Origin of the sequence: Streptomyces sp. NBC_00252, assembly GCF_036187565.1 — a bacterium.
Taxonomy (GTDB): domain Bacteria; phylum Actinomycetota; class Actinomycetes; order Streptomycetales; family Streptomycetaceae; genus Streptomyces.
This window is the reverse complement of record NZ_CP108087.1, coordinates 6,317,469-6,342,477: the sequence shown is the minus strand read 5'-3', so window position 1 is coordinate 6,342,477 and position 25,009 is coordinate 6,317,469. Positions and strand designations below refer to the sequence as shown.

The window sequence follows — 25,009 nt, the reverse complement described above, 5'->3', positions numbered from 1 at the left end:
ATGGACAGCGCAATGAGCGAAAAGCCATCGGGGAATGCCCCGCTCACTTGGACACCTCCGGAAGGATCATGGGCTTCATCTGCTGCCCGGCGCCGCAACATGCAGGCAATCCGCAGCAGGGACACGAAGCCCGAACAGCTGATCCGCCGACTGGTACACGCACAGGGATTGCGCTACCGCGTAGCCGCCAGGCCTTTGCCACAGCTCCGGCGCACAGCCGACATGGTGTTCCGCCCTGCCAAAGTCGCAGTGTTCATCGATGGTTGCTACTGGCACGGTTGCCCAGACCATTACGTACCACCAAAAACCAACTCGGGCTACTGGTCCGACAAGGTGGCCGGGAACATGACACGCGATCGAGACACGGACCGGAAATTGAAGGACGCAGGTTGGCTCGTACTCCGCTTTTGGGAGCACGAGCCATCCGACGAGTGCGCGGCACGGATTTCGACCGAAGTACAGAAGAGGCGTGAAGCCCTTAAGAAAGAAAGCTAACGCTTGCTTCCAACGCGCTCACGATGAGCCTTCAGCACGTCGATGATCGACTTTCCGATGGCCTCGGCAACAGGAGGAGGAAAAGCATTTCCAACCTGCCGGTACTGCGCCGTTTTACCTCCGCTGAAATTCCAGTCCAGAGGAAAACCCTGAATGATCGCAGCTTGAGGAACCGTGAGCATCGGTCCTTCACTGCCGAAAAGGTCCCTGCCTTCGGTGCCGGTTGGCTTACCGCCCACTGGAGCGTTAGCCACGCCCATGCCTGACACGCCCAGGGCCTTCCACGCTTTCTTGGCTCGGCTGGGGCCGAGGTCGGCACCGCCGTGTTTTTTCGAACCACCCACGAGCGTAGGCGCTACATCCTTGCGCGCAGCTTCCTTCCACGTCTCGTAAACCTGGCGCGCAGCGGCAGCCTGAGGGCCCTGCTTAAACGGCTTGAGGCGTGCCTGCATCGTCGCTTTTAGAGCGTCGTAAACCGTAACCCGCTCGGCATTGGGTGCAGGACGTTCGTACTTTAGATCCTTCAGTACGTCTTTGCGGAAGGCTACGAGAATAGAACGGGGCCGAAGCTGAGGAACGCCGAACTGCTCTGCCTCATAGATGTTCCATCCCACGACCTCGTAACCCGGCAGCCCGTTCTCGTCTGGCTCCATATCCTGAAGCTGAGCCTGGATACGCTGCCTGTAGCCGTCAAACTTTGCATCCATCAGACCGCGCACGTTCTCGATCATGACGGCCCTCGGACGAACCTCATCCGCCAACTTCAGGATTCGCGGGAAGAGGTCCCGCTCGTCATCTTCACCCAGCTGCTTACCTGCATGAGAGAACGGGGGGCACGGAACACCACCAGCGAGCAGGTCGACTTCACCCTTGCGGTAGAGCCCTTTGCTCTTCTGCAGGCTCTCCCCGGGGTCGAACTTCACCACGTCCATGCAGAGCACGTCGCAGTGCTTACGCTCCCACTCCCATTCCGAACGTGTCCCGATGTTGTCCGACAGAGTAGTCGCCGCATGCTTGTCGATCTCGATGAGCGCGAGATGCTTGAACCCCGCAGCATGCAGACCGATGGCCTGGCCACCCGCGCCCGCGCAGATCTCAATCGATGTGTAGTAGTCCTGGTCAGTGTCGGTCATCGACCCTCCTCTTGCATGAACTCCGCTGACGTCCCGCACTGCCAGCCACTACAGAGGGTGACAGATGACACTGACATCGCGACCGACATCGCGGCCTCCGACAGTCTGCGTCATCACACACCCGACTTGAGCCACTCACGAAACGGCATCGAATGCCCGTACGATATCGCCCATGGCAAGAATCTCCTGGACCAGGGACGAACTGATGCTCGCCTGCGCGCTTGTTGCCGAGAACGGCTGGCACGAGCTGCGGCAGAACGACCCTGAGACCCTGGAGCTGTCCGACCTGCTGCGCACCCTGCCCCTGCACAGCACTGCAGCCAAATCCGATCCGAGGTTCCGCTCGCCTAACAGCGTCAGCCGCAAGACCACCGACATCGCTACGGCGCACCCTGACTACAGAGGGACAACAACGCGAGGCGGCCAGCCAACGCGAGACGTTGTCGCCGACTTCCTCCGGTACCCAGCCGAAATGGCGGCTGCCGCCAGCGCCATTCGTTCGGGCATCGCTTCCGGGGAACTGCACCGCATCAAGCCACAGCCGGAAGAAGCCGGTGACGATGAGGAGACGACCGCACGCGAAGGACAACTGCTGGCACGGTGGGCCATCTATCGCGAGCGTGACCGCGGGCTGCGGGACCGCAAGATTCAGCAAGCACGACGCCGCGGTGAGGTGATCCGGTGCGAGGTCTGCAGCTTCGACTTCACATACGCATACGGCGAGTTGGGCACCGGATATGTCGAGGTTCACCACAGGCTGCCCCTCCACGTATCCGGTCCCACGGAGACCAAGCTCGACGATCTGGCCTTCCTGTGTGCCAACTGTCACCGCATGTGCCACAAGAGCTTCCGCGGAGAATCCTGGCGCACACCCGACACCCTCCGGGCCGAGATGCAGAAGGCCTCTCGCAGAAGAATCCCTCACGCCGCCTCCGATTCAGCTTCATAGTGCATCTGAGCACGGTCGAGGATGTCATCCGGGTCATGTCCGCCAGAAGCACTCCAGTGCAGCAGATCGGCGATCAGCTCAACCGCCGACCCCGCAAGGGCCACCTCTCGCCGCCGACCCCCCAGGGGCGGGCCACTGCCTGCCTCCAAATAGTTCTCCAGCACTTCGACTGCTCGCTCAAGGCGTAGGCAAGCGCGCTCCTCCTCCACGGAGACCTCACACCAGACCGCCTTGCCCACCGCGGACACGACTGCGCCCCAGTCCACCGCGAGCGCTGCGAGCAGATGCAACCCACGACCACACTCCTCTGTGCACTCCGCCAGCCTGGGTGAAGGCAGAACAGGACTCCTGTCATGCACTTCGAGCCGCAGGCGCTCGCCTCGCCGCTCAAGGATCAAGGTCGCCGAAGTCCCCTCACCGACATGCTTGATCACGTTCGTCGCCAGTTCCGTGACGAGCAGCTCCGCCTCATCGACAGCCGTGAACATGCCCCACCGGCCAAGCTGCTTGGCAGTGGCTCTGCGCAGCAAGCGCACTTCAGCCGGCATTGCCTCGAAAGGCAGGACACAGCGGAGTCGGGGTTCGGTGGCTTTGCAACCAGACACATCCAGTCCTCTCTCCCTGTCCACGCACATGCTGCGCCCACCGTGTCCATACGGCTGCACTGCGTAGCGATCTATGGGCGAGCATGACACAGAGAACTCTCACTGTGTAACTTCTCACCAAAATCTATCGGGTGAATCTGATGGTGGGTCCACTGATCCGCTGCATAGCCTGACGGGGAACTCCGGGCCGGCCGCCCGGCACATGGCGAAGGAGCCGAATGTCCGAACGGACCACAACCCGCCGCCGCCAACTAGGCGCGACGATGCGGAAGTTGCGCGCCCGTAAGGGGATGACCCTTGAGGAGGCGGGTGGGCTCGTTGGTGTATCCAAGGCGACGGTCAGCAGGTACGAGACCCAAGCCGGGCCTGTGAAATGGCTCGTTGTAGATGCACTGTGCCGTGCGTACGGAGCAACTGAAGCCGAACGTAAGGCAGTTGTCAGCCTGGCGAAAGACGCCAAACAGCAGGGCTGGTGGAGTTCCTTCGCCGATTCCATCCCGGAGAGCATGAACCTGCTCCTCACGCTCGAAGACGAAGCCGTGCACGAGAGCCATTTCGCCTGCGTGTATGTCCCCGGTCTCCTGCAGACGCGCGCTTACAGCACAGCGCTCCAGAAGGCCAACGAAGTCCCCTTGGAGTCGGCCGAGATCGAGCGGTTGGTCGACATCCGCATGAAACGGCAGGAGATTCTCACCCGCCCGAAACCGCCGCGGCTCTGGGCGATCCTCGATGAGTCCGTGATCCGTCGCGTTGTCGGGTCACCGCAGACCATGAAGGACCAGCTTGACCGGCTGCTCGAAGCCAACGAATCGCCGCACATCACGCTTCAGGTGCTGCCCTTCTCCCAGGGAGCCCATGCTGCTGCCCTTGGCAGCTTCGTCATCATCGGCGGTACCGAACCAGCCCTCGACGTGGTCTACGTCGACTTCCACACGGGCTCCCTCTTCCTGGAAAAGGATGAGGAACTGGACAGATACAGACTTGCGTTCGAGTACCTCCGTGCACAAGCGTTGGACATGGAGGCTTCCTCCGCCATGATCCACCGTGCACGCAAGGAGCTTTAAATGCCTGTCGGTCCTCAGTCCCTCCCCAAGCCCATATGGTTCAAGTCGTCTTACAGCGGCGGTAACACCACCGAGTGCGTAGAGGCTGCCATCGTTCCGTTTGGTGTGCTTGTACGGGACTCCAAGCGGCCTGAGGAACTACACCTCGTGGTCTCGGCGAAGGCCTGGGCCGACTTCCTGACGAGAGACAGACTCGGCAGCTGATGGGCGTGGCGGGGCATCAAGGCAACCATTAATCCCGGGCCACGGCGCCGCAGGCGAAGCAAAGTTGGCCCAGTGAGCAGGGCCGCTGCGGACGGCCGCGCGGACTCCAAGCTCAACGGCCCCTCGTGGAACGCGGTCCACGATCCGGCGCGTAACGCTGCCCGCCCCTCGGGCCGTCGGCATGATGCCCTGGCCGATGAGCAGCGCGGCCGTACACGGTCCGCTACGGGAGCCGCACGATCATCTGGTCCTTCTGCTCCTTGGAGAGCAGCTTTGTCTTACCGATCGCCTTCACCACGAGCTCACGGATCTTAGCGCTGTTGAGCTCCAGCGAGCACAGGGTGTAGTGCTGCCGACCGTTCACCGTGCTCGAGGTGATGTCCAGCCCCAGCTCTCTGAGCTCCCTGATGCGGCGCTCCGTGTGGACGTCGTCCGCGTTGATAGTGCGGAGACGAGCGTTGTCAACCGGTGAGCCAATCTCCTGGTGCAGGACGGCGAATAGCTCTTCGTTGGCCTTCGTACCGTACGGGACCTTCAGATACTGCTCGGGTACATGGCCCGAAAACCTCGAGTGCATTTCAAGCTGGATCCGCGCTCGCAGTTCGTGGAACTCGACACAAGATGCCGGCAGTTGAGACCGCAGCAGCGACTGCATGGACTGTGCCAGAGCGTGCTTCGCGAACAGGTATGCGTCCAGGATCGCGGCAGGCGACTCGTCCGGCTCCTTCAAGGCTGAACTGAGCGCGTTGACCGCGAATTCAGTGTCAGGCTTCAGGCGCTGCCACACCTCAAACGCGCCCTGATTCTCTATCGCCACGCTGCACTGCCCCTCTCCTTCATTTCTGACACGTGCTCATCAAGTCCGAGACGCTACCGCAGCAGTCCAATGGGGGAAGTCAATTTCGCGCAGACCCGTACAGCAGCTGCCTGCACCGTCACCGCGAGCGCCTGTTCTCCTCTGCCTGTTGCGCCGCGAGCCCGCGCAGTACGGCCCGATCCATCTTCGGAGTGGCGTCCAGCAGTTCCATGAACCACGGCGCGATCCACGACGAGTCCCGATGCAGCCACTCACCCGGCGGCAGGACCGTACCTGGTTTCCATAGCTGTGACGGCGGCTCGGAGCTCCTAGATGCCGCTGCGATGCCGACGCTGGGCTCCCAGTCGTCGGGAACCCTCCGCCCTAGCTGGGCAGTCACGCCGATGAGCCACCACTGGAACATCCACTGGGACGGGGAGGACGAGTCGACAGCCGCACGCACGGCCGAGGATGCGAGACCCACCGACTGTAGTGCGACGAGCGCCAGTCCTTCAGGCGGGGGAAGTCGGGGGGCCGTGTCCTCGGTGACGAGCGCCTCGCCGTCCTGGACCTTCACGTCGAAGGTCTCAGACACCCGAACGATCTCAGCGTATGTGTCCTCAGCAAGTTCAACGTCCAGGAATTCCCTGATCCCGCCGTAGAAGTTCAGCTGGGTTTCGATCCTCAGCTCCGCCCCTGCCCTCCGCTTCAGCTCATCAACCAAGCTCGGCCACGGTCGTGAACTGCGAGTGCCAGAGCCGAATTCGTACCAGTCCTCTTTCGTGTCATTCGATACGAACAGCACACGGCGGCTGGATGCAGGCAACTGGCTGACGTGCTCAACCAGCTCTTCCCAAAGCAGGAAATCGCCAGCCGACCTCAGGGGCGTGTCCTTGTCGGAATCCGCGAATCCTGGAGGGATCTTGTTCGGGAAACGAAATGCGGTTGCTTCCTCCAGGCGCTTGCGCAGCACTTCATCGTCCGGCTGCTGACCGACGCCTTCTCCGTAGAGTTCCGCAACGCGCGGGAGGATCGGGTCCTCTGCATCGGCCGCGTTGAGGGCCAGGCCGTGATCAGCCTTCAGCATGTCCAGGTGGCGCTTGAACTCGTCCCGGTAGACGGACAGGTACTTGTCAACGTCTGCGTCTTTGACCAATGCATCCAAGCTGGCTATCTCTTCCGGCGCTCGGGCGTACTTGCCCAGCTGAGTGCACACGAGGTTCTTGGCCTCGACAATCGCCTTGCGCGCGGCCATGAGCTTCTTGTTCACATCTGACGCAGCGTCCGCCAGCGCCCTCTTCCGCGACTCAAGCGTGCTACGGCGGCCACGGACGAACTCGAGGCCGACCTGGTACGGCATCCACAGCCTTCCCGCGGTCTGCTCGAGTGCCGACAGGACCTCTTCCCGGGACGTCTCCGTGTACTCGTACAGGCTGAGGAGCACGTTCGTGTCAAGCACGATGATCCCGTTCTGGAAGAACGCGCTGCGCTCAGCATCCACCGCCGATGGCTGCGGCTGAAGCCATGCCGCAAACCGCTGCAGGAGTACCGGGTCGCTCATATCTGCCTCCGGCTCAGCCGTCCTCAAATCCTCGGATGATCATCCTGGCACAGGCCGCCGGTAGCCACGAAGCGCGTGCACGGCTATCGATGCCTATTTCTCGGCACAGGCAATCAACTGCCTCTGCAGTTACGCCTTCCAGACCGCAAGAGGACATCGCCTACTGCATTCCGTCGAAGTCGGCGAGAAGAGCTGTGACCCGTGCTGGTGCCTTGTCGAGGAGGAAGTCGTCGACGAACACCACGTCCGGAACGTTCCGGCCATCAGATGCGGCAGCGTTGCGAACGACACTGATGCGGGCGGACTGCAGTGACCCGTCGGCCGCCTCGAACGGGCTCTTGGCGGCGACCCAGACCCGCTCCTCGAACAGAACGGCAGGCCCGGTGCCTCCGAGGTCGTCCACGAACTCCGCATCTTCGGACGGGAAGTCCGAAGCCCAGTTCCGCAGCAGCCCCGCAGCCCGTCGGACGCGCTGATCGCTCGCGGCGCCCTTGCCCTGGAGGATGGCAAGGAGGTCACCGGCCAGCCGCCAGTCGAGCAGACTGTGGTACGCCATGTTCGTGTAGTCACGGAGACACTGGTAGCACGAGCCTCGGCAGTCGCGGCCATGCACTCCCACGGCGAAGTCGGCCAGCATCTGGTCAGCGGTGGTCATGAGCTGCTCGAAGACGTCGCGCTCAGCGAGGTGCGTGCAGTAGCCGGCACCGTTGTCCAGGGTGTCGGAGAGGAAGGCGAAAGTGCGCGCCTCGCGGCTACCGGATCCTGCTCCGTGGATGCCGGACGCGATCTCGTTGGGCTGGACTTGAAGGATTGAGCCTGCGGCGGTCCGAAGCAGAGCAGCAAGCGAGTACCAGGCGGCCCGCCTGCCTGAGCGCTCGTCCGGGAAGCCGGTGCTCTGAGGCACGGACGTGAGGTTGAGACGCAGGCCGAGAGCAGGGATCTCGCCGGCCTGAGGCCCGAGGAGGAACAGATCGGTGTGCTGGGCAGCGCCGATGGCGGTGGTCAGCGGTTCCTCACCGGCTGCGATGTCTTTCGGAAGCCATGGGAACAGCTCCGCCGCCCCGGTCTCCAGGTATGCGCCGGCCCAGCGTGCAGTCGGGGTGAGCTTCGCGAAGTTGAAGAGCCGACCGCCGTTGTCGTTGACCGCGAACCGCTGGCCCTTGCCCGCGTGGACGGCCATTCCTGCTGTCGCGATCTTCTCTGGCGCGCCACGCTCGAGATCGGCGGCCGTGCGCGGTGCCAGCGACCTCGAACGCCAGGCAAAGTTGCCATCGAAATCGCGGGCCTTGCCACCGGAGTAGAAGCCTGCCGGTTCGCGGAGTTCGATCTCCCGGTATGACCCATCAGTAGCTCCGCAGGCGCGGCAGGGCCGTTGGGGCACGTCGTCCTCCTGAACTAGAGACACTTGCACGTTGTCCGCAAGGTGTCCGCAGGCGCGGCAGATCCCGATGGGGATGGACTGTCCGAGCGGCTGGTCCACAGCTCGCGGGGACCTGCCCATCGGCTCGAACGCGACGACTCCGGTAGCAGTGTGGACCTGCCCGTCCTTCACGGTCTCCGCACCAGGTGCGAACTGCGAGATGGCAATGTCCAGAGAGCGGTCGACGACTCCGCTGGGTGGCCATGGGTACGAGTCGTAGGGGCGCTTCGTGTACAAGTACCGGGCTGACGTAGGGAATCCGAACATCGGCAGCAGGCCCGACTCTGCCAGTCGCTGGCTGAGCTCATGGTGGCCGTTGGATCGGTCTGCAATCTGTGTAACGCGGTCGACGAGCTCCGAGGCGACCCATTCCGCTGCCTCGGCCGGGGACCACACGCTTCGGGTCCGGTCGCCGAGGGCTCCAGCGAGCCTTCGAATCTCGGAATCGTGCGACTTGATCCAAGCGCCAACAGCCTCACTGACGATGTGCCAGTCGACGCAGTGCCCGAACTGGCCGTGGACGTTGCGGGTCGGGTCGAGCTCGCCGTCGCCCTCCATTACAACCTGCACTGCGTCAAAGGCTCGGCGCAGCACTTCCGCTGCAAGGACCCGCTGATAGATGTCCTTCATGTCGGTAGACAAATACGGCTGTGGGGTCGCGTCGTTGGTGATGCGCTTTGGGTCTTGGAAGTAGTACTCGTCATGGCTGCGGCCACGGCACACGGTCAGGGCGAGAGCGACCGGCGAACTGCGGCGTCCAGCGCGTCCCACACGCTGCTGGTAGTTGAACCGCGTCGGAGGCATGTTGGCCATGAGGACTGCGGACAGCGGGCCGATGTCGACACCGGCTTCCATCGTGGTGGTGACGGAGAGGACATCGAGGGTGTCTGGGAGCGCGTGCTCTTTGCCGTCAAGGAAGATGCCCTGGAAACGGGCTTGGCGGGCCTGAGCGTCGAGGCGGTCAGTCTGGCCGGTGAGTTCAGCGGTGTTGAGCCGGAAGTGCCCGAACTGCTGGCGTGCCATCCAGGCGTAATAGTCGGCGTCGGTGCTCTCGAACTGTTCGGACTCTGCAGGAAGGGGCCGTCTGCATTTCGTGCAGACGCCGACGCCCGGGTGGAGGTGACGGCGATTGCAGGTGGAGCAAGTCCAGGACACAGCAGCGCCGTGGCGCAGCGCAACGTGCTCGGGTTGGATGACGTACTTGAGGACTGCAGTCCCCCAGATCCGCTCCACCGTGGCCTGGAGGTCGTCCGGGTCCTGACCGAGGTGATCGGCCGCACTGGCCCAGAAGTCCCGGAGCTTCTTCGGCGGGTTGTCTGCAGGGCTGCGCAGACCGGCGAACCGGCGCATGTGGCCAAGGATCCGCAGGCTCGTCCGAGCGAGCGCGGCATCCGACGCCCGCTCGGCTTCGAGCGGCGCCTGGTCAGACGCAAGCGTGAGCCACCCCAGGCCGAGAGATTCGAAGTCACGCCCGGCGCTGCCGAAAAGGCCGCTGAGCAGTTCGGTGCTGAGGGATTCGCGCATGTCCTGGCGCAGCTGTTCCTGGCGCTCACTCAGGACAAGGCCGGATTCATCCCGTACTTCGCCGTTCTGGCCCTCAGGCCAGCGGAACAGCGAGGTCCAGGGCTGCGGGAGGGAGCCCTTCTGGTAGGCCGTTTGCTGGAGGGAAGCCTTCGGTCCGCCGGGGTTGGCGCCAAGCTTCACGAGGTGTTCAGCAACGGCGGCGGCATGGCTATCGAGACTGGGCACGCGGCTCAGGAGGTTGTAGAGCGCGGCCTCTTCAACTGGGTCGGGGACATCATCATCGAGGTCGTCGAGGCTCGCAGCGGCTTGAGGTTTCTGGAGCTTCTCCCACGCATCGTATGTATCCCGGTCTCGGGCCCGGAGCCGGACGCGTGCGGCTTTGGCCGTCTCTCTGTCCACCGGGTTGTCGGGTGACTTCCGGTAGAAGCCCGATACGGCGGATAGGTCAGCCACCGGGTCGCCCTGACCCGCGACCTCCTCGGCAAGGAGCAGGCGCAGCAAGTCCTGGTAGTGGCGGAGGCCTAGGCCGGCCGACAACTTGGCCGCGTCCTGCCGACTGTCGGAAAACACGACGGCCTGCCGGTTCGGGAGGAGCGAGAGAATGCCAGTGGTAAGCACCTGGTTGACCTTCTCGAAACCGGTACGCATAGACCGGACCGGGGTGCGCATGCGACGCGGGTCGCCCAAGCTGAGGTGCTCACTCCCGGCCTGCTTCAACTCCCAGTCATCGCCACACGAAGGGCACTGGGTCGGCGCCGCGGGGAGGTTGCCGGACTTGAGTCGGGTGTTTCCCCTCTTGGACGGGGGAACACTGATGTGGAAGGACCAGCCAGTGTGGTTGGTCTGGTTCCGGAGCATGCCAGTGCGCGGGTCGTATTTACTGCGCTTGAACTCGAAGCTGGCGCTCAGCACCCCTTTGTCGGACGTGCGGTCCCAGGCGGTTTTTTCCGTGGCCGGTTCATCCCTGCGCGGCCAGTAGACGATGTAGTTGGCCGCGCTCGGCCCGAGAGCAGCAGCGTCGGGAAGCGAGTCGAGGTCGGGCAGGTCGGCGAGCAGGCCGGCTTCGAAGGGCCGCCCCTTAGCGTTCTGGAATGCCGACCCGGGGGCGTATCCGCCAAGGAACGCATCCCCACAGTTCTGGCAGTAGAGGAGCTCCAGGACGCGGGCGTCGCAGCTGCACCGAGGTGTGGGTCGGGAGTACAGCTTGCCGACGGTCCTCTCGGCGCCTTCCAGGCGCGGGGCATCAGGGCAGGCAGGGTCTGAACAGGCCCACACTCCGGGAATGTTGCGGAAGAAGAGGTGTCCACGGAGCTTGGGAGTGCCGACGGCCTCCGAGCTGCGCAGCGCGGTGAGAATTCCGCGCATCGCGTCCGCCTGGATCTGAGCATCAGCGCCAGGAAAGAGACGCGCGGCGACTTCCGTGTCGAAGTCCGCGATGAGCCGGTCGCCGTCACGCAGGGCATTGACGAACGCATCGGCGGCTCCAGTGTCAACCAGGAGCCTGTCAGCCTCAGCAGGTTCGGGAGCGGCGCCGAGAGCCGCGTACGCAGGGGCATGCTCGGAGATATCGGTACGTGTGTGGGGCGGCAGCACGAGCTGGCCGCCGAGGACCTCGAACCGGTCGCGGTCAGCGCCGAAGAACTCCTGCAGGAAGTCCAGGTCGCGGGGCGCCTCAAGGGATGCCGAAGCCGCGAGGATCCGGAACTTGTCCGGCTTGTCGTCCAAGCCGAGCCGGTGGCGCAGGTTGCGCAGGAGGAAGGCGATCTCCGTGCCTGCGGTGCCCCGGTACATGTGGAGCTCGTCGACGACCAAGGTGAAGCGGGCGTCCGGGACTTCCTCAAGCCAGCGGCGTGTCTTGTCGAAGATGCCCGACTCGCGTGACCGCATCAGCATGACGTTCAGCATGCTGTAGTTCGTGATCATGATGTCCGGCGGTGCCTGGATCATGTCCCAGCGGCAGCGCATCTCCGCGCCATCGAGCCTCGGGATAAAGAACCGGCCGTCTCCGGCAGCCTTCTGAGCCTGGCGCGAGCGCTCCTCCGTCGCAGCGAACTCCTTGCGGAGCGTCTTCACGCCGGCGGTTGAGCCGAAGTCACCGGGAACCGGCGTCGCCCCGGTATACCGGCCGAAGTAGAAGCGGTGGCCTGGTCGTGATCGCGCAAGCCACGCCCGGACCTCGTCACCGTCGAGAGCCTTGCGCAGGCGCATCATCTGATCGTCGACCAGGGCATTCATCGGGTAGAGGACCAGAGCACGTACGGCAGCATGCCGGCCGGTCTCGCCTGCCCGCTGCGGCTGGTATTCACCGTCAGGGGACGCCCACCAGCGATTGGACGGCAGCGTTCCCGCCGACCAGGCCCCGGATTCACGGACGAGGTCGGCCAGGACCGGCAGCATGAACGCCTCCGTCTTGCCTGAGCCGGTACCTGCCGTGACGACGACGTCCCGCCCGTCTCGGGCCGCAGCGGTGAGGGCTCGGTGCTGGTGCTCGTAGAGCGACGGAACACCCTGCACCAGGCCTAGCTGCACCAATTCCGCGAGGTCTGGGTGGGCACCCGCTGAACGGACGGACTCCGCGATCCCTGCGTCCACAGTGGCGTATCGCGGGCGGACTTCCAGGAGGGGACGCCGCCACGCCCCGCCGTCCACGTCGAAGAGTCCCTGCCGTTCCTCTTCCAGGTGCTGGTCAGCGAGGCCGAACGGAGTGTTGTAGTAGCGAAAGAGCGCTTCTTTCAGGTGCTCGAACGACCCCAGGATGTCAACGTCCCGGCCGCTGCTGCGGGGCTGTTCCTCGACGGAGTCACTCATCGTTCTCTCCAAGGTGCTGTCCGAGCGAGTCTGCGATCTTGGTTGCTACGGTCTGGGGCACGTTGTCGTACGCCAGGTTCTCGGCATGCGCGTTAATCCGCGGCGCAAGGCCGGAGCACATGACGGCCACGCGTCTGTGCAGGTCGGGCAGGGGGTAGCCCCAGTCGACGTAAAGAGTCCCGAATCTCTCCCGCCCGCAGTCCTGCTCGGGCAGCCAGCGAAGCACATCGGCCTCCGGGTCCCGGGATTCCAGGACGGCATAAACCCCTTCCTCGTGGCTGGTCTCGTACCACTCGCCATTGCGCAGGACTTGGCATACGCGCTTGCCTTCGCGCTGCTTGAGCCGGTAAAGGCCATCGCTCAGGGGCCGGTCTGCAGGCTGGTATTCCCGGCGATCCAGGTTGTACTGCTCCAGTGGCTGCCCGAACTCCGGTTTAGACGTGCGTACTTCGAGTCCGAGAGGTGGAAGCAGGGCAGCACCTTGGAGGGCAAAGCACGACGCGTACTGGGCTCCAAGCTCGGCCGCCCACTGGGCCAGTCCAGCCTCGTCATCGAACTGGACGATCAGCGAGACAGGGAGAGGGATATCCCGAGGCGGACGCGCACTCGGCACCCGGAAAAGTTCCACCAAACCGTCTTTTACGGCCTGTTCGATTCGATCGTCGAAGGCAGCTGTCCGACTCCCGGTCAGCGCCGCCAGCCCTCGCGCCCTCGGCAGCCGCGTCAGTGCGGGCGGTGCCGCGGACCAACGCCGGTTGCGCCAGTCAATGTCCATGTGGCCGAGTGAGACAGCGTCGCGCAGCCAGCGGCCTGGGGCGCCCGGTTCGATGTCCGGGCAATGTGTGGATGCGAGCCACCACATACCCTGCTTGACGTCGGACAGCGCTCCCGCTCCCCGCTCGCTCACCCAGCGCAGCAACAGGTCTCCTGGATCAGTCATCAGGCCCCCCGCTTTCCGGCGATTACTTCCGCCGCCGCCACATAGCTGAGCCATACCGGGGTGTGCGAGCGCTCTGCAGCACTGAGCACCGCATGCGCCCAGGCGTAGTCGTCGTGAGACGGCGCCGGGGCAGGAATGTCCGCTGCTGCGGCCAGCGCCCGAACGGACCACCGGGCTGTCGTCCGGTAAACCAGCCAGACATATCCTTCCGGCACCTCGACCTCAAGGCAGGAGCCGCGGGCGTCCTCCGGCAGCCGTGTCACCATCCACGCTGGGACTGACTGCTGCTTGACTCTGCGCGCACTGCCACAGGGATCGATCAGAACGGCTTCCAGGACATCACTCCGCACAAGCTCGGTGCGCGGGAGCCTGATGCTGTCCGGTGCATAAGCACCTCGGATAACCGCCCCGGAATTGCCGACTTCGCTCAGCTCGCGCCGGGCAGTGCCGTTACAGTCATACCCGAGCATCCCAGTCCTTGGCGGAAGCCCCTCGTGCAGCCCGTCGTACAGGGTGAAGACCTGGCTGCTCTGCGCTGTGCCTACTCGGTGCTCCCCCTCGTCAAGGGGGACGAGGCACAGCGGGAAGGGAATGCGGGGATCTGCACGCAACTTCTCGGTGCGGCCGTCAAGCACGACCTCCACGCGGCCGTCCGGGGATTCACTCGCGGGCAGCAGCAGGTCCGGGCCACCGCCGCGGAGAAAGTGGCCTGCGACTCCGGAACCCACCTTGTACTCGGACGCGATGCGGAGCCCGCCGGACAAGTCGGCGTGTTGCCGGATCTGGGGCTCAAGGACGTGGGCATGGGCTCCACCGCGATCCAGAGTGCTAGTGAAGGCGCCCCCGTTGACGGCACGGACGCCTTTGAACAGCTTCCAACCCACCACCGGGGCCGCCGTCTCGCGGACCGTCCGGCCGCCAAGAGCATTGACCATGGAGCGCACTTCACCGACAGCGGAGTCTGCAGCGAGGATCCAGTGCTGTTCGCCAGGCTCGAAGTACTCGGTGCTCACCCACTCACCGAGATACGGATGCATCCGCAACAGCACTACATCCTGCGGCACCCATTCCAGAACCAATGCCTCACCTTCGAGACATATGCCGTGAGCCAACTGCTGCGGGGAAGGCCGGAGGGACTCCAGCCCTCCGTAGACGTCGCCGTACTCCTTACGAAGGGTGAATGTGCGCCCGCCAGACAGAGTGACCTCAGTCTCGGGCCTCGCTTCGACGGCCTCGGCAAGCCAGTCAAGTCGCCTTCCTCGGTCGGCGACCATGAGCCGGAGCCCAAGAGCCCTTCGCCGGTGTCCCTGCTCCGGCTCGTGAAGAGTCCCGTCCCAGTCATCGGCAAGTCGCTTGAGGAGACTTGTGATGAGAGTTTCACCGGTGTCGCCAGCGCCTGCGAGCTCCTCCATGAGCCGGGGGGACAGGTCCCGCTCCCGGCCCGCCGTCCAAACACGAAGCCGCCGCAGAAGCTCTCGGCCGGAAACCTCGGTCCGATTGCGCGGCCTCAGGCGAGTTGTGGCGAAAAAGCGAGTGAGGATCTGCCGGTCCGAACCACGGACCAGCGCCTGCGAGATGGGGAAGCCGATCTTCCAGTAGAAGTCGTCAGTGCTCACCGTGCTGGTGCCGAAGAGGCCGCCCGTGTCCTCCAGCCAGCTGTCCAGCTGGGCCCACATCTCGGCGACGTCTTCGAATGCCTTCTCCAGCTTGTTCGCGCGGTAGCCAGACAGTTGCTCGCCGAACACCTGGATCCAGCGCCCGTAAAAGTTACTCCTCAGCATCCCGTCGGATGACGCCATGCGGGTAGCAGCCAGTACAGACAGGGCGAGCACCGGAAGGCTAGGAGGCGGCTCCTCGGTCCCGTTGTTCACCCATTGCACGCACTCGCGCTGGACGTGGCTGAACAACGGTCTTTCCGGGTCGCTCCAGTTGAGTTCGCCAGCAACAGCCTGAGCCAGACCCGTCTCGATACCGTAGAACTCGGCGAGCTGCCGTTCGATCTCGTCATCCACATACAGGACGGCGCTCTGTAGCGCGTGATCCGCGCCGAAGAACTCTATAGAGAGCACTTCGTGCCATTGTCTGTACGTCGCTCTCATCAGCCTTCCCGCTCCCCCTCCGTATCCGCGCACCAAGACCCGGTACAGGGGCGCGCTCAACGGTCACTCACCGCCATGAGGGAGGGCACAGCCGTCTGTCCGCGCAACAGGTAAGCGGAGGAACGCACTTACTACGCATGCAGGGCAATCACCCTACTGCGGAAGCTACTTGCGCAACAGGCATATGCACGAGATTCGTCACCTTACGTAGCGGCACCACCACAGACAATTGAGGCTTACGGAGTGTCCGCGATGGGCGTATATCTCACGACCGGCTTCGAGGACATTGCCGGAGATGAGCTGAGTTGTGACGCCCTAGGTTCCCGAGGAGCCGACTGGCTCGGTGTCCCCCGCCACACCCTCTCTGCGCCATCCGCCCGGCGCTGTCGGAATTACGCAAGCTCGGTATCCGCGTCGTCATCGTCGGCAACCAGAGGCGTCGGGCACCTCCGCCCCACCCCTGCTACGGTCGCGTCCATGGCGCTCTCGGTCTCCACAGGTCAGGCTGTCGACCTACGCGTACAACCGGTTGACGAGGTTCTTGATCGCGTCGAGCGGTCTCTCCAAGTGGGGCTGCTCCCGGACACGATGGTGCGCAAGCGCCGATCCGTGGGGGCCAGAACAGACCGCGACACCTGGGTTCGGATCGAGCGGCGCCTGCTCGACAAGATCTCCGACCAGGGGTGGAACGGGACTGAAAGTGCCGCCCGTCTGAAGGGCATCGCCCAGCCCGAATGGCACGGATGTGTGGTCTGGCGGGCCACGGACGGGCCCGTGATGTGGCGAGCCGACGAAACCGAGCTTCTGCCAGGAGCTCCTGTCGGAAGCGCCATCCTGAGCGATGCCCCGGAGCTGCCGGATGACTGGTGGGAGGCGTTGAACGCGTCATTGGACGCACTGGCGGCCCAGAGCACGAGGCGGATCGCCACGCCGGACACGGACACCATCACCCAGGCCCTCGTCACCGAGTCCATCCGCAATGTTTTCTCCGACGATTTCGATACGACCATCGAGCAGTGGGTGCCGGCCCACGCGGACCTGAACTGGGCCAACATGACCGCTCCGGCGTTCGGTCTCTTCGACTGGGAGGACTGGGGCAGCGCGCCGCGGGGTCTGGATGCGGCCTCGCTGTGGGCGAGTTCCCTTGCTGTCCCGGCTCTGGCCGATCGTGTATGGCGCGAGCGCCGGTCCGATTTCGAGAGCCGGGACGGCAAGATGATGACGCTGTTTGCCTGCTCGAAGATCCTCGGGCCGTACGCGCACCCGGAAGACCCTCGGCTGGAACCCGCCCGGCGCATGGCCGAACAGGTCGTCAAGGAGCTTCAGACCGGCTGATTGCGTGAGCGGTCTCGCAGGAGACTCCGGTACTCCTGGACCGTTCGTTCCTCGACCTCTCCGACCAGGGCGCCGACGAGTTCGCCCAGATGGGCGGGCTCATCAGTGCCCACAGCCATAGTGCCGACCCTCGGCAGGTGATAGGCGGCTATGAACGCCGCCTGCACACGCGAGAGTTGACGTCTGTCACCGAGGAAGACGCGGGGGTCGATCCTGGCCCACACCGAGTCGCTGGTGCTGCCGCCGAAGGGGCTCATGCCCCATACTTCGCTGGGGTCCAGGTCCCACGCCTTGATGAGGGCCTCCTCGGCGTCCAGCGTTCTGACTCCGACGAGTAGGCCGGCGCGGACCATGAGGGTCGCTGGCCTCGGTACGGCCGGGCCGATCAGTCCTACCAGGGATGAGGGATCCCAGGAGGCGATGCCCCAGGCAGCGCACAGGCCCTTGCTCGTGGCGTCATCAAGGGCAGCGCACGCTTCTGCCAGCACCTCCTGGCAGTCAGGGCCGGCCTCGCGGAGCGAGTGTTCCGGGTTGTGCAGGAACACCAGATCCGGCTCCTGCCCCAGGTCACCTACCGCCTGTTCCACGGCCGCGTGCAGCCGTACGGGACCCAGGGAGTGCTCCGCCCCGCCCGGTCCCGGAAAGTAGCCCACTTTCGTGGAGACGGTGAACTTCGGCAGCAGGTCTCCGGCCGTCTGCGCCAGGACCTGGTGCGAACGGAAGCCGAGGTAGTTGGTGCTGGTGTCGAGTGCCGTGACGCCGAGGTCGAACGCCCCTGTCAGGAGCCGGCGTTCGTGACGAGACCGGTGTAGCCCGAGAACAACTCGGGGGTCAGCACCGCGCACAGCTCCTCCTTCACCAGGATCTCAGCGGCCTCCGCTACTTCGGCCCCGGCGACGGCCGCGGCCTGTTCCAACTCGACCGGCCGGCCGCTCAGCAGCAGACGCAGGGCGGGCAGGGCCTTGGCTGCGAGGGTGAGCTTCTTCCCCGAGGCCACGATGTCGACGGTCTCTCCGTGTTCCTGAATCTGGGGCGGAAAATGGGTGGTGCACACCACGGCGTCGAGCGGCCCGAGTATGTCGAGGAACGGCAGGTGCCGAGGCAGGGTCGTCGCTTGCTCGTAGGCGGCCAGGAAGTCGGGCGGCGGGCGTTCGCTGGCCAACTGGGCGGCAGCCGCGGTCAGGGCTTCGCTGCCTGTTCCCTGCCAGCGGTCGAGGTCGTGGCGGAAGATCTCGTGTTCGCGGCACCAGTCGCCCAGCCACGCGAGCCAGCTCGCCCCTGTGCGTTTGGTGATGCCGAACGTGACGTGAAGGCTGTTGCCGGAGCCGCTGCCGGTCCGTGTCGCCTGGTGCCAGTGGCCTCGGGGTATGTGCATGACGTCGCCGGTCCGCATCAGGCCGGACCAGATGATCTCGTCGCTCGGAGTGGTGTTGGGGTCGGCGTCCCGGTACATCGGGACGTTGCGGGAGGTCGCGCGGACCTCCCATTCCTTCTCACCCGCGAGCTGGACGATGACGACATCGTGGTCGTCCCAGTGCAGGGGGAAGCCGGAGGCGTCGTTCGTCGTCAGGTACGCGTTGACCTGGACTCGCTCGTGGGACCACCACTGCAGGGCCCGGCAGGCGACTTCCATGGTCGGATCGAAGACGTTGGCCTGGTCCATGATCACCGTCGCGCCTTCGCCCAGGAGCCTGCCCAGGCTGCGCATGTTGACCATGGAGATGCTCTGGCCCCGGGGACTGACGCTGTCGGTGTAGTAGATGGCCGGATGGACCTCCTCGCCCTTCTGGAAGCACCGGAACTGCGGGCGGTTCAGGCTCCTGCGCATGGCGATGTCGAGCAGGCGGTTCGGGGTCATGATGCGGGAGACGAGTGCGGGGTCGTCCATGCTCCCGTGCACGAAGTCCTTGCCCAGCTCCTCGGGTCCGCTCCATCCGAGTGTTGTCTCGATGGCGCTGATCAACTGATGTTCCATCGTTGCGTCCTCCCATGGGTTCGGCCACGTGCTTCGGACGCGGTGGGGGCAGGTACGGCCGACCGCACCGGCCCCCACCGCTTGGTACCTACTCGCTGTCGTGCAGGTTGCCGTCGCCACCCGGCCACGGCGCGTCGCCGGAACTACCCTGGTTGTCCGACCGGAGGCTGTCGTACCGGTCATGGACGGCGGTCAGTTCTGTCACCGCCACCAAGAGGCCGCTCCGGGCCGGAGGCGGTGTTGTGGGCTCTTCCACCTCGTGCTCCTTCCTTTTTGGGTTCTCCCGCCAAGGTCGGCGGGAGGTCGATGGCCGCCCCATGGCCGGGGAGTAGTGATGCCGTGGAGCGGCTGTCCTTGGGGGAGAGGTGCGGCCCTACACCCGCGAGTGGGCGGGTCTGCGACTCGTCGGCAAGACGCTCGTGTCCTCGCGCATGTTGGTCTCCAGGACGCGCTGATCCAGTTCGTACAGACATGCGCGGCAGACGTAGAAGGCCGCGTGCATGCCGCTCGACTGAACAGGCCCGATCCACGTCACCTCGACGTCGTCACGTCCGCACCACAGCCAGCACTCGCCGCGGGTCAACCACGCGTGGCGGTCCCAGAGCGCGTACTCGGTGGGTTGGCGGGTGACGGGGTCGATGTCGCGACGGGTAGGACGGAAGACCACATCGGGATCGGGCAGCGGAGTCGGTCGTAGCGAATGTCGTCCCATCACGCGACCGCCAGGGTCAGCGGCGCGGTTTCAGCCACGATTCCGTGCTTCGGCCGACGCGCGAAGAACCGGCGCAGAACGACGGCTCGTATGGCAGGCGCTGTCATAGGCAGCTCGATCTCCGCCCACACGTGCTTGCCGTGCTCAGATGGCGCCCAGGCACAACGCAAGGCGAGAAGATCGACCAGCGCCAGCCCTCTACCGCTCTCGTCTTCGTCTTGGGTCCAACTCATCTGCGGGGCTGATGAGTTGCCGTCGAGGACATCGATCATCAGGGATCCAGGTCGGTGGTAGAGCGTGACGGCGACGGGTCCCTTCCCGTGGACCACGCCATTGGTGATGAGCTCGGATGCGACCAGGCGTATGGCGTCGGCTTTCTCGTCGTCCATCGGCACGCCCCACGTACGGACCTGGTCGATGACCTTGCGCCGGGCGAAGGGCACGTCGCTTTCCGTACCGGCGAGGACGAATCGATGGACGATCGTGGACATGCGGGGACGCCTCCGAAGAGATGGAGAGCGGCTTCGTCCCCGACGGAGGACACGGGGACGAAGCCGCCGATCTGAGGAACCGTTCCCGAAGCGGACGCCCTGCGCGCGCTCCTCGTTGGACGGCTGACACTCAGTCAACGGGCCCAGCAGGCAAGGCGGAACGTTTCTAGGGGGTTCCTCATGGGGACGCCCTCCCCGTACACGGACACGCGAAGTAGCCTCCCCACTACGCCGCGAAGGGATGACGGGAGTGAAGACGTGCCAGGTGAACCGTTAGCAGTCCACCCTCTGGGCTTCCTCCGCCACATGCGCGGATGGGGCAAGGCCGAGTTCGCCCGCCTCATGCAAGCGCACGGGAGATCACTCGGAATCCCGCTCGCGACCAACCGGACGACCGTGTGGAAGTGGGAGCAGGGACAGGAGCCGGACGCAGACGCCCAGCGCGTGCTCGCCGACTTGCTGCGCGTCCCGTACGAGCAGGTCCGGGAGGAAGGATGGCCCCGGTGGCTCCCCGTCTGGGAGATCACGGGGCTCACCACACCGTGGACCGAGGCCGGTACCGTTGAAGCCTTGTCCGAACTCGTGGGAAGTGGCCGCATGGACGGCCGGGGCTTTCTCACCATCACCGGCGCCGCCCTGACGGGCCTCGCGGCGAGCTGGGCGGACGCGCCCTCCGCCTTCGCCTCAGCGCTCAACGGCGACCAGGTCACGGACACGATGGTCTCGACGATCGAGCAGCGCATCAGCACGCTCCGTACGCTCGACGACCAACTCGGAGGCTCCCGGCTCCTGGAGCAGGCACGCGGTGACCTCGCCTTGGTGACCGGTCTCCTCGGCGCCGGACGGTACACGGACAGGATTCGCGTCCGCCTCTACTCGCTGGCGGCCTGGGTGTCGCACCTGGCCGGCTGGATGGCCTACGACGCTGGCCTGCGGTCCGCCGGCCAGCACTACTACGTCGGGGCCCTGCGCAGCGCTCGAACTTCCGGAGACAACGCCTTCGGCGCCTTCATCCTCGCGGAGATGGGCGTCCAGGTCTCCGAGGCTGGACGAACCGCCGAGCGGGTCGACCTCATCTCGACCGCCATCGACAACGCACCCCAAACTCTGTCGCCGTACGCCCAGTCCTTCCTCTACCTGCACAAGGCCGAGGCACTGTCACGCGACGGCGACCACCGGAACGCCGGAACGGCGCTCAACCAAGCTGTGTCTCTCTGGGAGCACGGCTCGGCGGAGGAGAACCCGGACTGGCTCAACTGGTTCGGCGAGGCACAGTTGAAGTCGACCGAAGGCAAAGTCCTGTTGCGTTCCGGACAGGTGGAGCGCGCGACGAGTTCCCTGGAGACCTCCGTGGAGAGCGCGGCTCCTCGGGACAAGGCCGTACGCTCCAGCCGCCTGGCAGAGGCACGGCTCGCCGGCGGCGACCTGGAAGGGGCTCTGGACGCCGCGAACTACGGCGCCGGGCTCCTGGAGAGCAGTGTCAGTTCCGTACGGGCTTTGGACCGCTTGAAGGAGTTCAACGCTCGACTCGAACCGCGCAAATCCGTCTCCGCCGTCCGCGAGTTCCGCGAGCGTCTTCAGGCGCTTCCCGTCGCGGCCTGACAGTCGCCGTCTCGCACTTCGAGGGCCAACCCGCCCCGCTGGAGCAGCCGATCCAAATGCCAGGATGGACGGCATGACGACGATCGACGGCGAGGTCGAGGCTGGATTCGAACCGGTGCGTGAGGCGTTCGAGGCGAACTTCTCCCAGCACGGGGACATCGGTGCGGCGGTGTGCGTGTACCAGTACGGTCGGCCGGTGGTCGACCTGTGGGGTGGCACCGCCGATCCGGAAACCGGTCGTCCGTGGACACGACACACGCTGCAGCTGGTCTACTCGGCCACCAAGGGCGCGACCGCGACAGCGGCGCACATGCTGGCCCAGCGCGGCGTATTGGACCTGGACGCACCGGTGGCGAAGTACTGGCCGGAGTTCGCCGCGAACGGCAAGGCGGACATCCCGGTGCGATGGCTGTTGTCCCACCAGGCCGGGTTGATCGCGCTGGACCAACCGGTCCCGCTGGACGAGGCGTTGGCCTGGCACCCGATGGCGGCTGCTCTTGCCGCTCAGCGTCCCCTGTGGACGCCGGGCACGGCGCACGGGTACCACGGTCGCACCTGGGGCTGGCTGGTCGGCGAGGTGATCCGCCGCGTGTCCGGCCGGACGCCGGGCCGCTTCTTCGCCGACGAGATCGCCGCCCCTCTCGGGCTGGACTTCTTCATCGGATTGCCGGCGGATGAACGGGACCAGGTCAGCCGCATGGTGTACCAGCGGCCGGAGGTCGACCTCACCACCGTGCCCGCCGAGTCGGTTCCCGAGGGACTCCGCGAACTGGTCGCCGCCTGGCGCGACCCGAACTCGTTCAGCAACAGGGCGTACGCCGTCACCGACCCCGCCGAGATCGATTTCGACTCGCCCGCAGTGCAGGCCGCGGAACTCCCGGCCTCCAACGGCATTAGCACCGCTCGCGGGCTGGCGCGCATGTATGCCGCGCTGATTGGCGAGGTGGACGGCGTGCGCCTGCTCACCCCGGAAACCCTGGAGGCGGCGACCAAGGAGCAAGCTGGCGGGAAGGACCAAGTGATGCTGATCCCGAGCCGATTCAGCTCCGGATACATGCTGCCCACCGAAGCCAACCCCATGACCAGCCCGAGCGCTTTCGGCCACACTGGGCGGGGGGGCTCGCTCGGCTTCGCCGACCTGGAGCACGGCATTGCCTTCGGTTACGTGATGAACAACATCATCGGAGGGGCCGACGATGTGCGTGCGGCTTCGCTGGTCGACGCGGTGCGAAGGTCGCTGATGTAGAGCGACCCAGGGGAACCGCGTCCGCGTGGGTGAGGCGCACCCGGACCTGGCGTTCGCCAAGTGGGCCGCACACATTAGTCGGCGCTTCGACCTCGATGCGCTCTTCTCGAATCACGACGTCCTGATGACCGGCCGGATCGCACTCCCGGGATGCACTAGCGATGATCCGCGATCCGTTGCACAGGGTATGAGCCCGGCTCGTCGACCGTCAGCAACCGAAGGGAACGTGCAGTGACCAGTTCGATCCCATGGCAACAGCGGCTGTCCACCGGTACCGAAGACATCCAGGACGAGGTGATCGGCTGGTATCAGCAGACTCGGCACGGCAAGGCGTATGTCCCGAACATGATCTGGGGCACGCTCCAGACCGAGGCGTACGCAACCGTCATCCTGCGCCGTGTCGTCGAGTTTCTCAGAGTTCCGGACGACGTACCGGCGGGCGTGGCCAAGCGCATGGAGCGACAGCAGGTTCTGTACGACGGTGAGCACCGTTATGACGTGATCCTCGGCGAACAGGCCCTGTACACGAACGTTGGGGGCGGTGAGGTCATGGGCGAGCAGTTGGAGCGTCTTCTTCGCGAGATGGACCTCCCCTCGATCGGCCTTGGAATCCTCCCTGCCGACGCCGAGTTCGGCATCGTCCCCATGCCCGGGTTCAACATGGGTGAGGACCGCGCCCACTACGAACTCGTCTCCTGCGGCGTAGACATCACCGACGCCAGTGAACTGGCCCTCCACCACAAGGCCTTCGATGCCCTCAGCACTGCGGCGCACTACGGCGACTCGGCAAAGCGGCTGATCGACAAGGCTCTTGCCTTCTGGAGCAACGCCTGAGCGTCAACGGCACTGGCACGAGCGCCCGCCAGCGGAACCGCCCATGCCTGGTCAATATTAACCCCCAAGCCCCACTGGCCCGTTACGCACTTATTGCACAAGAGATCTTCACCATTTCCGACCTGAGTTCATATGATGCGGAGATCAACAGGCCCGGCCAAGGAGAGACTTGGGCGGGCCTCTCAGGTTCCTGTGGGGGGTTTCATGCGTACACGTGTTGCGGCTGCCGCCGTTGTCTCCAGTGCCGTCGCCCTGTCCGCGCTCGCACTTCCGGTCGCCGCCCAGGCGGCGGAGCGTCCGGGTGCGGCGGCGGGGCTGACTTCCTTTGCCGCGAAGACCGTTGGACCCAGAGACTCACTGGGCAACACCAAGTTCTCGCACGCCGTGATCAACGGCGGCAAGGACATCGTCCTCGGCACCACCGGCACGAAATCCGTCACCGTCACATACACCGCCAAGGACGCGAACGGCGTCGCTCTCACCGAGGCCTTCCTGTGGCAGGGCACGGACAGTTCGACCACGGCCGGAATCACCGGTGGGCTCGGTACGGACGACGACCCCGCCTGCACGGAGACGGCGACCCAGGGCACGTACACCTGCAAGGCCGTCTTCAACATCCACCCCGCCACCGACATGAAGAACAACGGCGTGGCCGGAACGTGGAAGCTGTTCCTGGGCGCCTGGGACCTGTACGCGAACGCCAGTTACAACGACGACGTCGCCACCGCCTCGATCAAGAAGGCCTCCACGCTGACCGCCAACGCCACGCCGGAGCCGGTCAAGAAGGGCAAGACCATCACGGTCACGGGCAAGCTCGCCCGCGCCAACTGGTCGACGGGCAAGTACGCGGGCTACGTGTCCCAGCCCGTGAAGCTCCAGTTCCGCAAGAAGAGCAGCAGCACCTACACCACCCTCAAGACGGTCAAGACCAACAGCACTGGCGTCCTGAAGACCACCACGAAGGCCACAGTCGACGGTTACTACCGCTACGTCTTCGCGGGCACGACCACCACCGCCACGGCCACAGCACCCGGCGACTTCGTCGACGTCCGGTAAGCGACGGTCCGACAACACCAGACGCCAGCACCGCATGCCAGCACTCCGGTGCCGGGTCGCCCCCATCACGGCGCCCGGCACCGCACCATTTCTCGCCCCCGGTATCGCCGAGTAAGAGATCTACATGAACCCCCAAACCCCCCTCCCCACACCCCCACCC

Annotated in this window: 21 protein-coding genes; 9 read left to right on the top strand and 12 right to left on the bottom strand. The window is 65.1% G+C overall.

The features are described 5' to 3' along the window. Nucleotides 1-12: 12 nt before the first annotated feature. On the top strand, nucleotides 13-495 hold the full coding sequence (locus OHT77_RS28080; protein WP_328831197.1) for a very short patch repair endonuclease: 483 nt from the start codon (nucleotides 13-15) through the stop codon (nucleotides 493-495). Here OHT77_RS28080 and OHT77_RS28075 read toward each other — a convergent pair. After that, on the bottom strand, nucleotides 492-1,628 hold the full coding sequence (locus OHT77_RS28075) for a DNA cytosine methyltransferase (RefSeq protein ID WP_328831196.1): 1,137 nt from the start codon (nucleotides 1,626-1,628) through the stop codon (nucleotides 492-494). The two genes, OHT77_RS28080 and OHT77_RS28075, sit on opposite strands and share 4 nt — an antisense overlap. 172 nt (nucleotides 1,629-1,800) lie before the next feature. Between OHT77_RS28075 and OHT77_RS28070 the strand changes: the two genes are divergently transcribed. Continuing rightward, nucleotides 1,801-2,577, top strand: coding sequence for an HNH endonuclease (locus tag OHT77_RS28070; RefSeq protein ID WP_328831195.1), 777 nt, complete (start codon nucleotides 1,801-1,803; stop codon nucleotides 2,575-2,577). On the opposite strand, the gene OHT77_RS28065 is transcribed toward OHT77_RS28070, so the two are convergent. Then, on the bottom strand, nucleotides 2,550-3,125 hold the full coding sequence (locus OHT77_RS28065; RefSeq protein ID WP_328831194.1) for an ATP-binding protein: 576 nt from the start codon (nucleotides 3,123-3,125) through the stop codon (nucleotides 2,550-2,552). The genes OHT77_RS28070 and OHT77_RS28065 overlap by 28 nt on opposite strands. Before the next feature lie 275 nt (nucleotides 3,126-3,400). On the opposite strand from OHT77_RS28065, the gene OHT77_RS28060 reads away from it, so the two are divergent. Beyond that, the gene (locus OHT77_RS28060) at nucleotides 3,401-4,246 is read left to right on the top strand and encodes a helix-turn-helix domain-containing protein (RefSeq protein ID WP_328831193.1); all 846 of its coding nucleotides are present in this window, start codon (nucleotides 3,401-3,403) and stop codon (nucleotides 4,244-4,246) included. Beyond that, the gene (locus OHT77_RS28055; protein ID WP_328831192.1) at nucleotides 4,247-4,450 is read left to right on the top strand and encodes a DUF397 domain-containing protein; all 204 of its coding nucleotides are present in this window, start codon (nucleotides 4,247-4,249) and stop codon (nucleotides 4,448-4,450) included. Between the two features lie 223 nt (nucleotides 4,451-4,673). Here OHT77_RS28055 and OHT77_RS28050 read toward each other — a convergent pair whose 3' ends face one another. The 5 genes from OHT77_RS28050 to OHT77_RS28030 form a co-directional block, all read right to left on the bottom strand. Further along, a complete protein-coding gene (locus tag OHT77_RS28050; RefSeq protein ID WP_328831191.1) occupies nucleotides 4,674-5,267 on the bottom strand; it encodes a hypothetical protein in 594 nt (197 codons plus the stop codon). A 118-nt stretch (nucleotides 5,268-5,385) separates the two neighbouring features. Further along, a complete protein-coding gene (locus OHT77_RS28045; protein WP_328831190.1) occupies nucleotides 5,386-6,807 on the bottom strand; it encodes a PIN-like domain-containing protein in 1,422 nt (473 codons plus the stop codon). Nucleotides 6,808-6,967: 160 nt separating this feature from the next. Beyond that, nucleotides 6,968-12,559, bottom strand: a complete 5,592-nt coding sequence (locus OHT77_RS28040) for a DEAD/DEAH box helicase (protein ID WP_328831188.1) — start codon at nucleotides 12,557-12,559, stop codon at nucleotides 6,968-6,970. Then, the gene (locus tag OHT77_RS28035) at nucleotides 12,552-13,499 is read right to left on the bottom strand and encodes a hypothetical protein (RefSeq protein WP_328831187.1); all 948 of its coding nucleotides are present in this window, start codon (nucleotides 13,497-13,499) and stop codon (nucleotides 12,552-12,554) included. Before OHT77_RS28035 ends, OHT77_RS28040 begins: the two co-directional genes overlap by 8 nt. Then, a complete protein-coding gene (locus tag OHT77_RS28030) occupies nucleotides 13,499-15,598 on the bottom strand; it encodes a hypothetical protein (RefSeq protein WP_328831186.1) in 2,100 nt (699 codons plus the stop codon). Before OHT77_RS28030 ends, OHT77_RS28035 begins: the two co-directional genes overlap by 1 nt. Before the next feature lie 477 nt (nucleotides 15,599-16,075). Here OHT77_RS28030 and OHT77_RS28025 point away from each other — a divergent pair, with 477 nt between their 5' ends. Then, nucleotides 16,076-16,933, top strand: a complete 858-nt coding sequence (locus OHT77_RS28025; RefSeq protein WP_328831184.1) for a hypothetical protein — start codon at nucleotides 16,076-16,078, stop codon at nucleotides 16,931-16,933. Here the strand turns inward: OHT77_RS28025 and OHT77_RS28020 are convergent. From OHT77_RS28020 to OHT77_RS28000, 5 genes are all read right to left on the bottom strand, one after another. Next, nucleotides 16,921-17,778, bottom strand: coding sequence for an aldo/keto reductase (locus tag OHT77_RS28020; RefSeq protein WP_328831183.1), 858 nt, complete (start codon nucleotides 17,776-17,778; stop codon nucleotides 16,921-16,923). The two genes, OHT77_RS28025 and OHT77_RS28020, sit on opposite strands and share 13 nt — an antisense overlap. Beyond that, nucleotides 17,712-18,908, bottom strand: a complete 1,197-nt coding sequence (locus tag OHT77_RS28015) for a JmjC domain-containing protein (protein ID WP_328831182.1) — start codon at nucleotides 18,906-18,908, stop codon at nucleotides 17,712-17,714. The genes OHT77_RS28020 and OHT77_RS28015 overlap by 67 nt, the downstream gene beginning before the upstream one ends. Nucleotides 18,909-18,996: 88 nt before the next feature. Further along, nucleotides 18,997-19,164: a hypothetical protein gene (locus OHT77_RS28010; protein WP_328831181.1), complete on the bottom strand. Its 168-nt coding sequence runs from the start codon at nucleotides 19,162-19,164 to the stop codon at nucleotides 18,997-18,999. Between the two features lie 117 nt (nucleotides 19,165-19,281). Beyond that, nucleotides 19,282-19,620 (bottom strand): hypothetical protein, encoded by a 339-nt coding sequence (locus tag OHT77_RS28005; protein ID WP_328831180.1) that lies wholly within the window; start codon nucleotides 19,618-19,620, stop codon nucleotides 19,282-19,284. Next, nucleotides 19,620-20,111, bottom strand: coding sequence for an ATP-binding protein (locus tag OHT77_RS28000; RefSeq protein ID WP_328831178.1), 492 nt, complete (start codon nucleotides 20,109-20,111; stop codon nucleotides 19,620-19,622). Before OHT77_RS28000 ends, OHT77_RS28005 begins: the two co-directional genes overlap by 1 nt. A 306-nt stretch (nucleotides 20,112-20,417) precedes the next feature. Here OHT77_RS28000 and OHT77_RS27995 point away from each other — a divergent pair, with 306 nt between their 5' ends. From OHT77_RS27995 to OHT77_RS27980, 4 genes are all read left to right on the top strand, one after another. Beyond that, nucleotides 20,418-21,713 carry a transcriptional regulator gene (locus OHT77_RS27995; protein ID WP_328831177.1) on the top strand — a complete coding sequence of 432 codons (1,296 nt, stop codon included), beginning with the start codon at nucleotides 20,418-20,420 and terminating at the stop codon, nucleotides 21,711-21,713. A 73-nt stretch (nucleotides 21,714-21,786) separates the two neighbouring features. Beyond that, nucleotides 21,787-22,959: a serine hydrolase domain-containing protein gene (locus tag OHT77_RS27990; protein WP_328831176.1), complete on the top strand. Its 1,173-nt coding sequence runs from the start codon at nucleotides 21,787-21,789 to the stop codon at nucleotides 22,957-22,959. Between the two features lie 231 nt (nucleotides 22,960-23,190). Further along, nucleotides 23,191-23,793 carry a DUF5753 domain-containing protein gene (locus OHT77_RS27985; protein WP_328831175.1) on the top strand — a complete coding sequence of 201 codons (603 nt, stop codon included), beginning with the start codon at nucleotides 23,191-23,193 and terminating at the stop codon, nucleotides 23,791-23,793. Between the two features lie 204 nt (nucleotides 23,794-23,997). Continuing rightward, complete coding sequence (locus OHT77_RS27980; RefSeq protein WP_328831174.1) at nucleotides 23,998-24,849, top strand: hypothetical protein; 852 nt, start codon at nucleotides 23,998-24,000, stop codon at nucleotides 24,847-24,849. The last annotated feature ends 160 nt before the right edge of the window (nucleotides 24,850-25,009 follow it).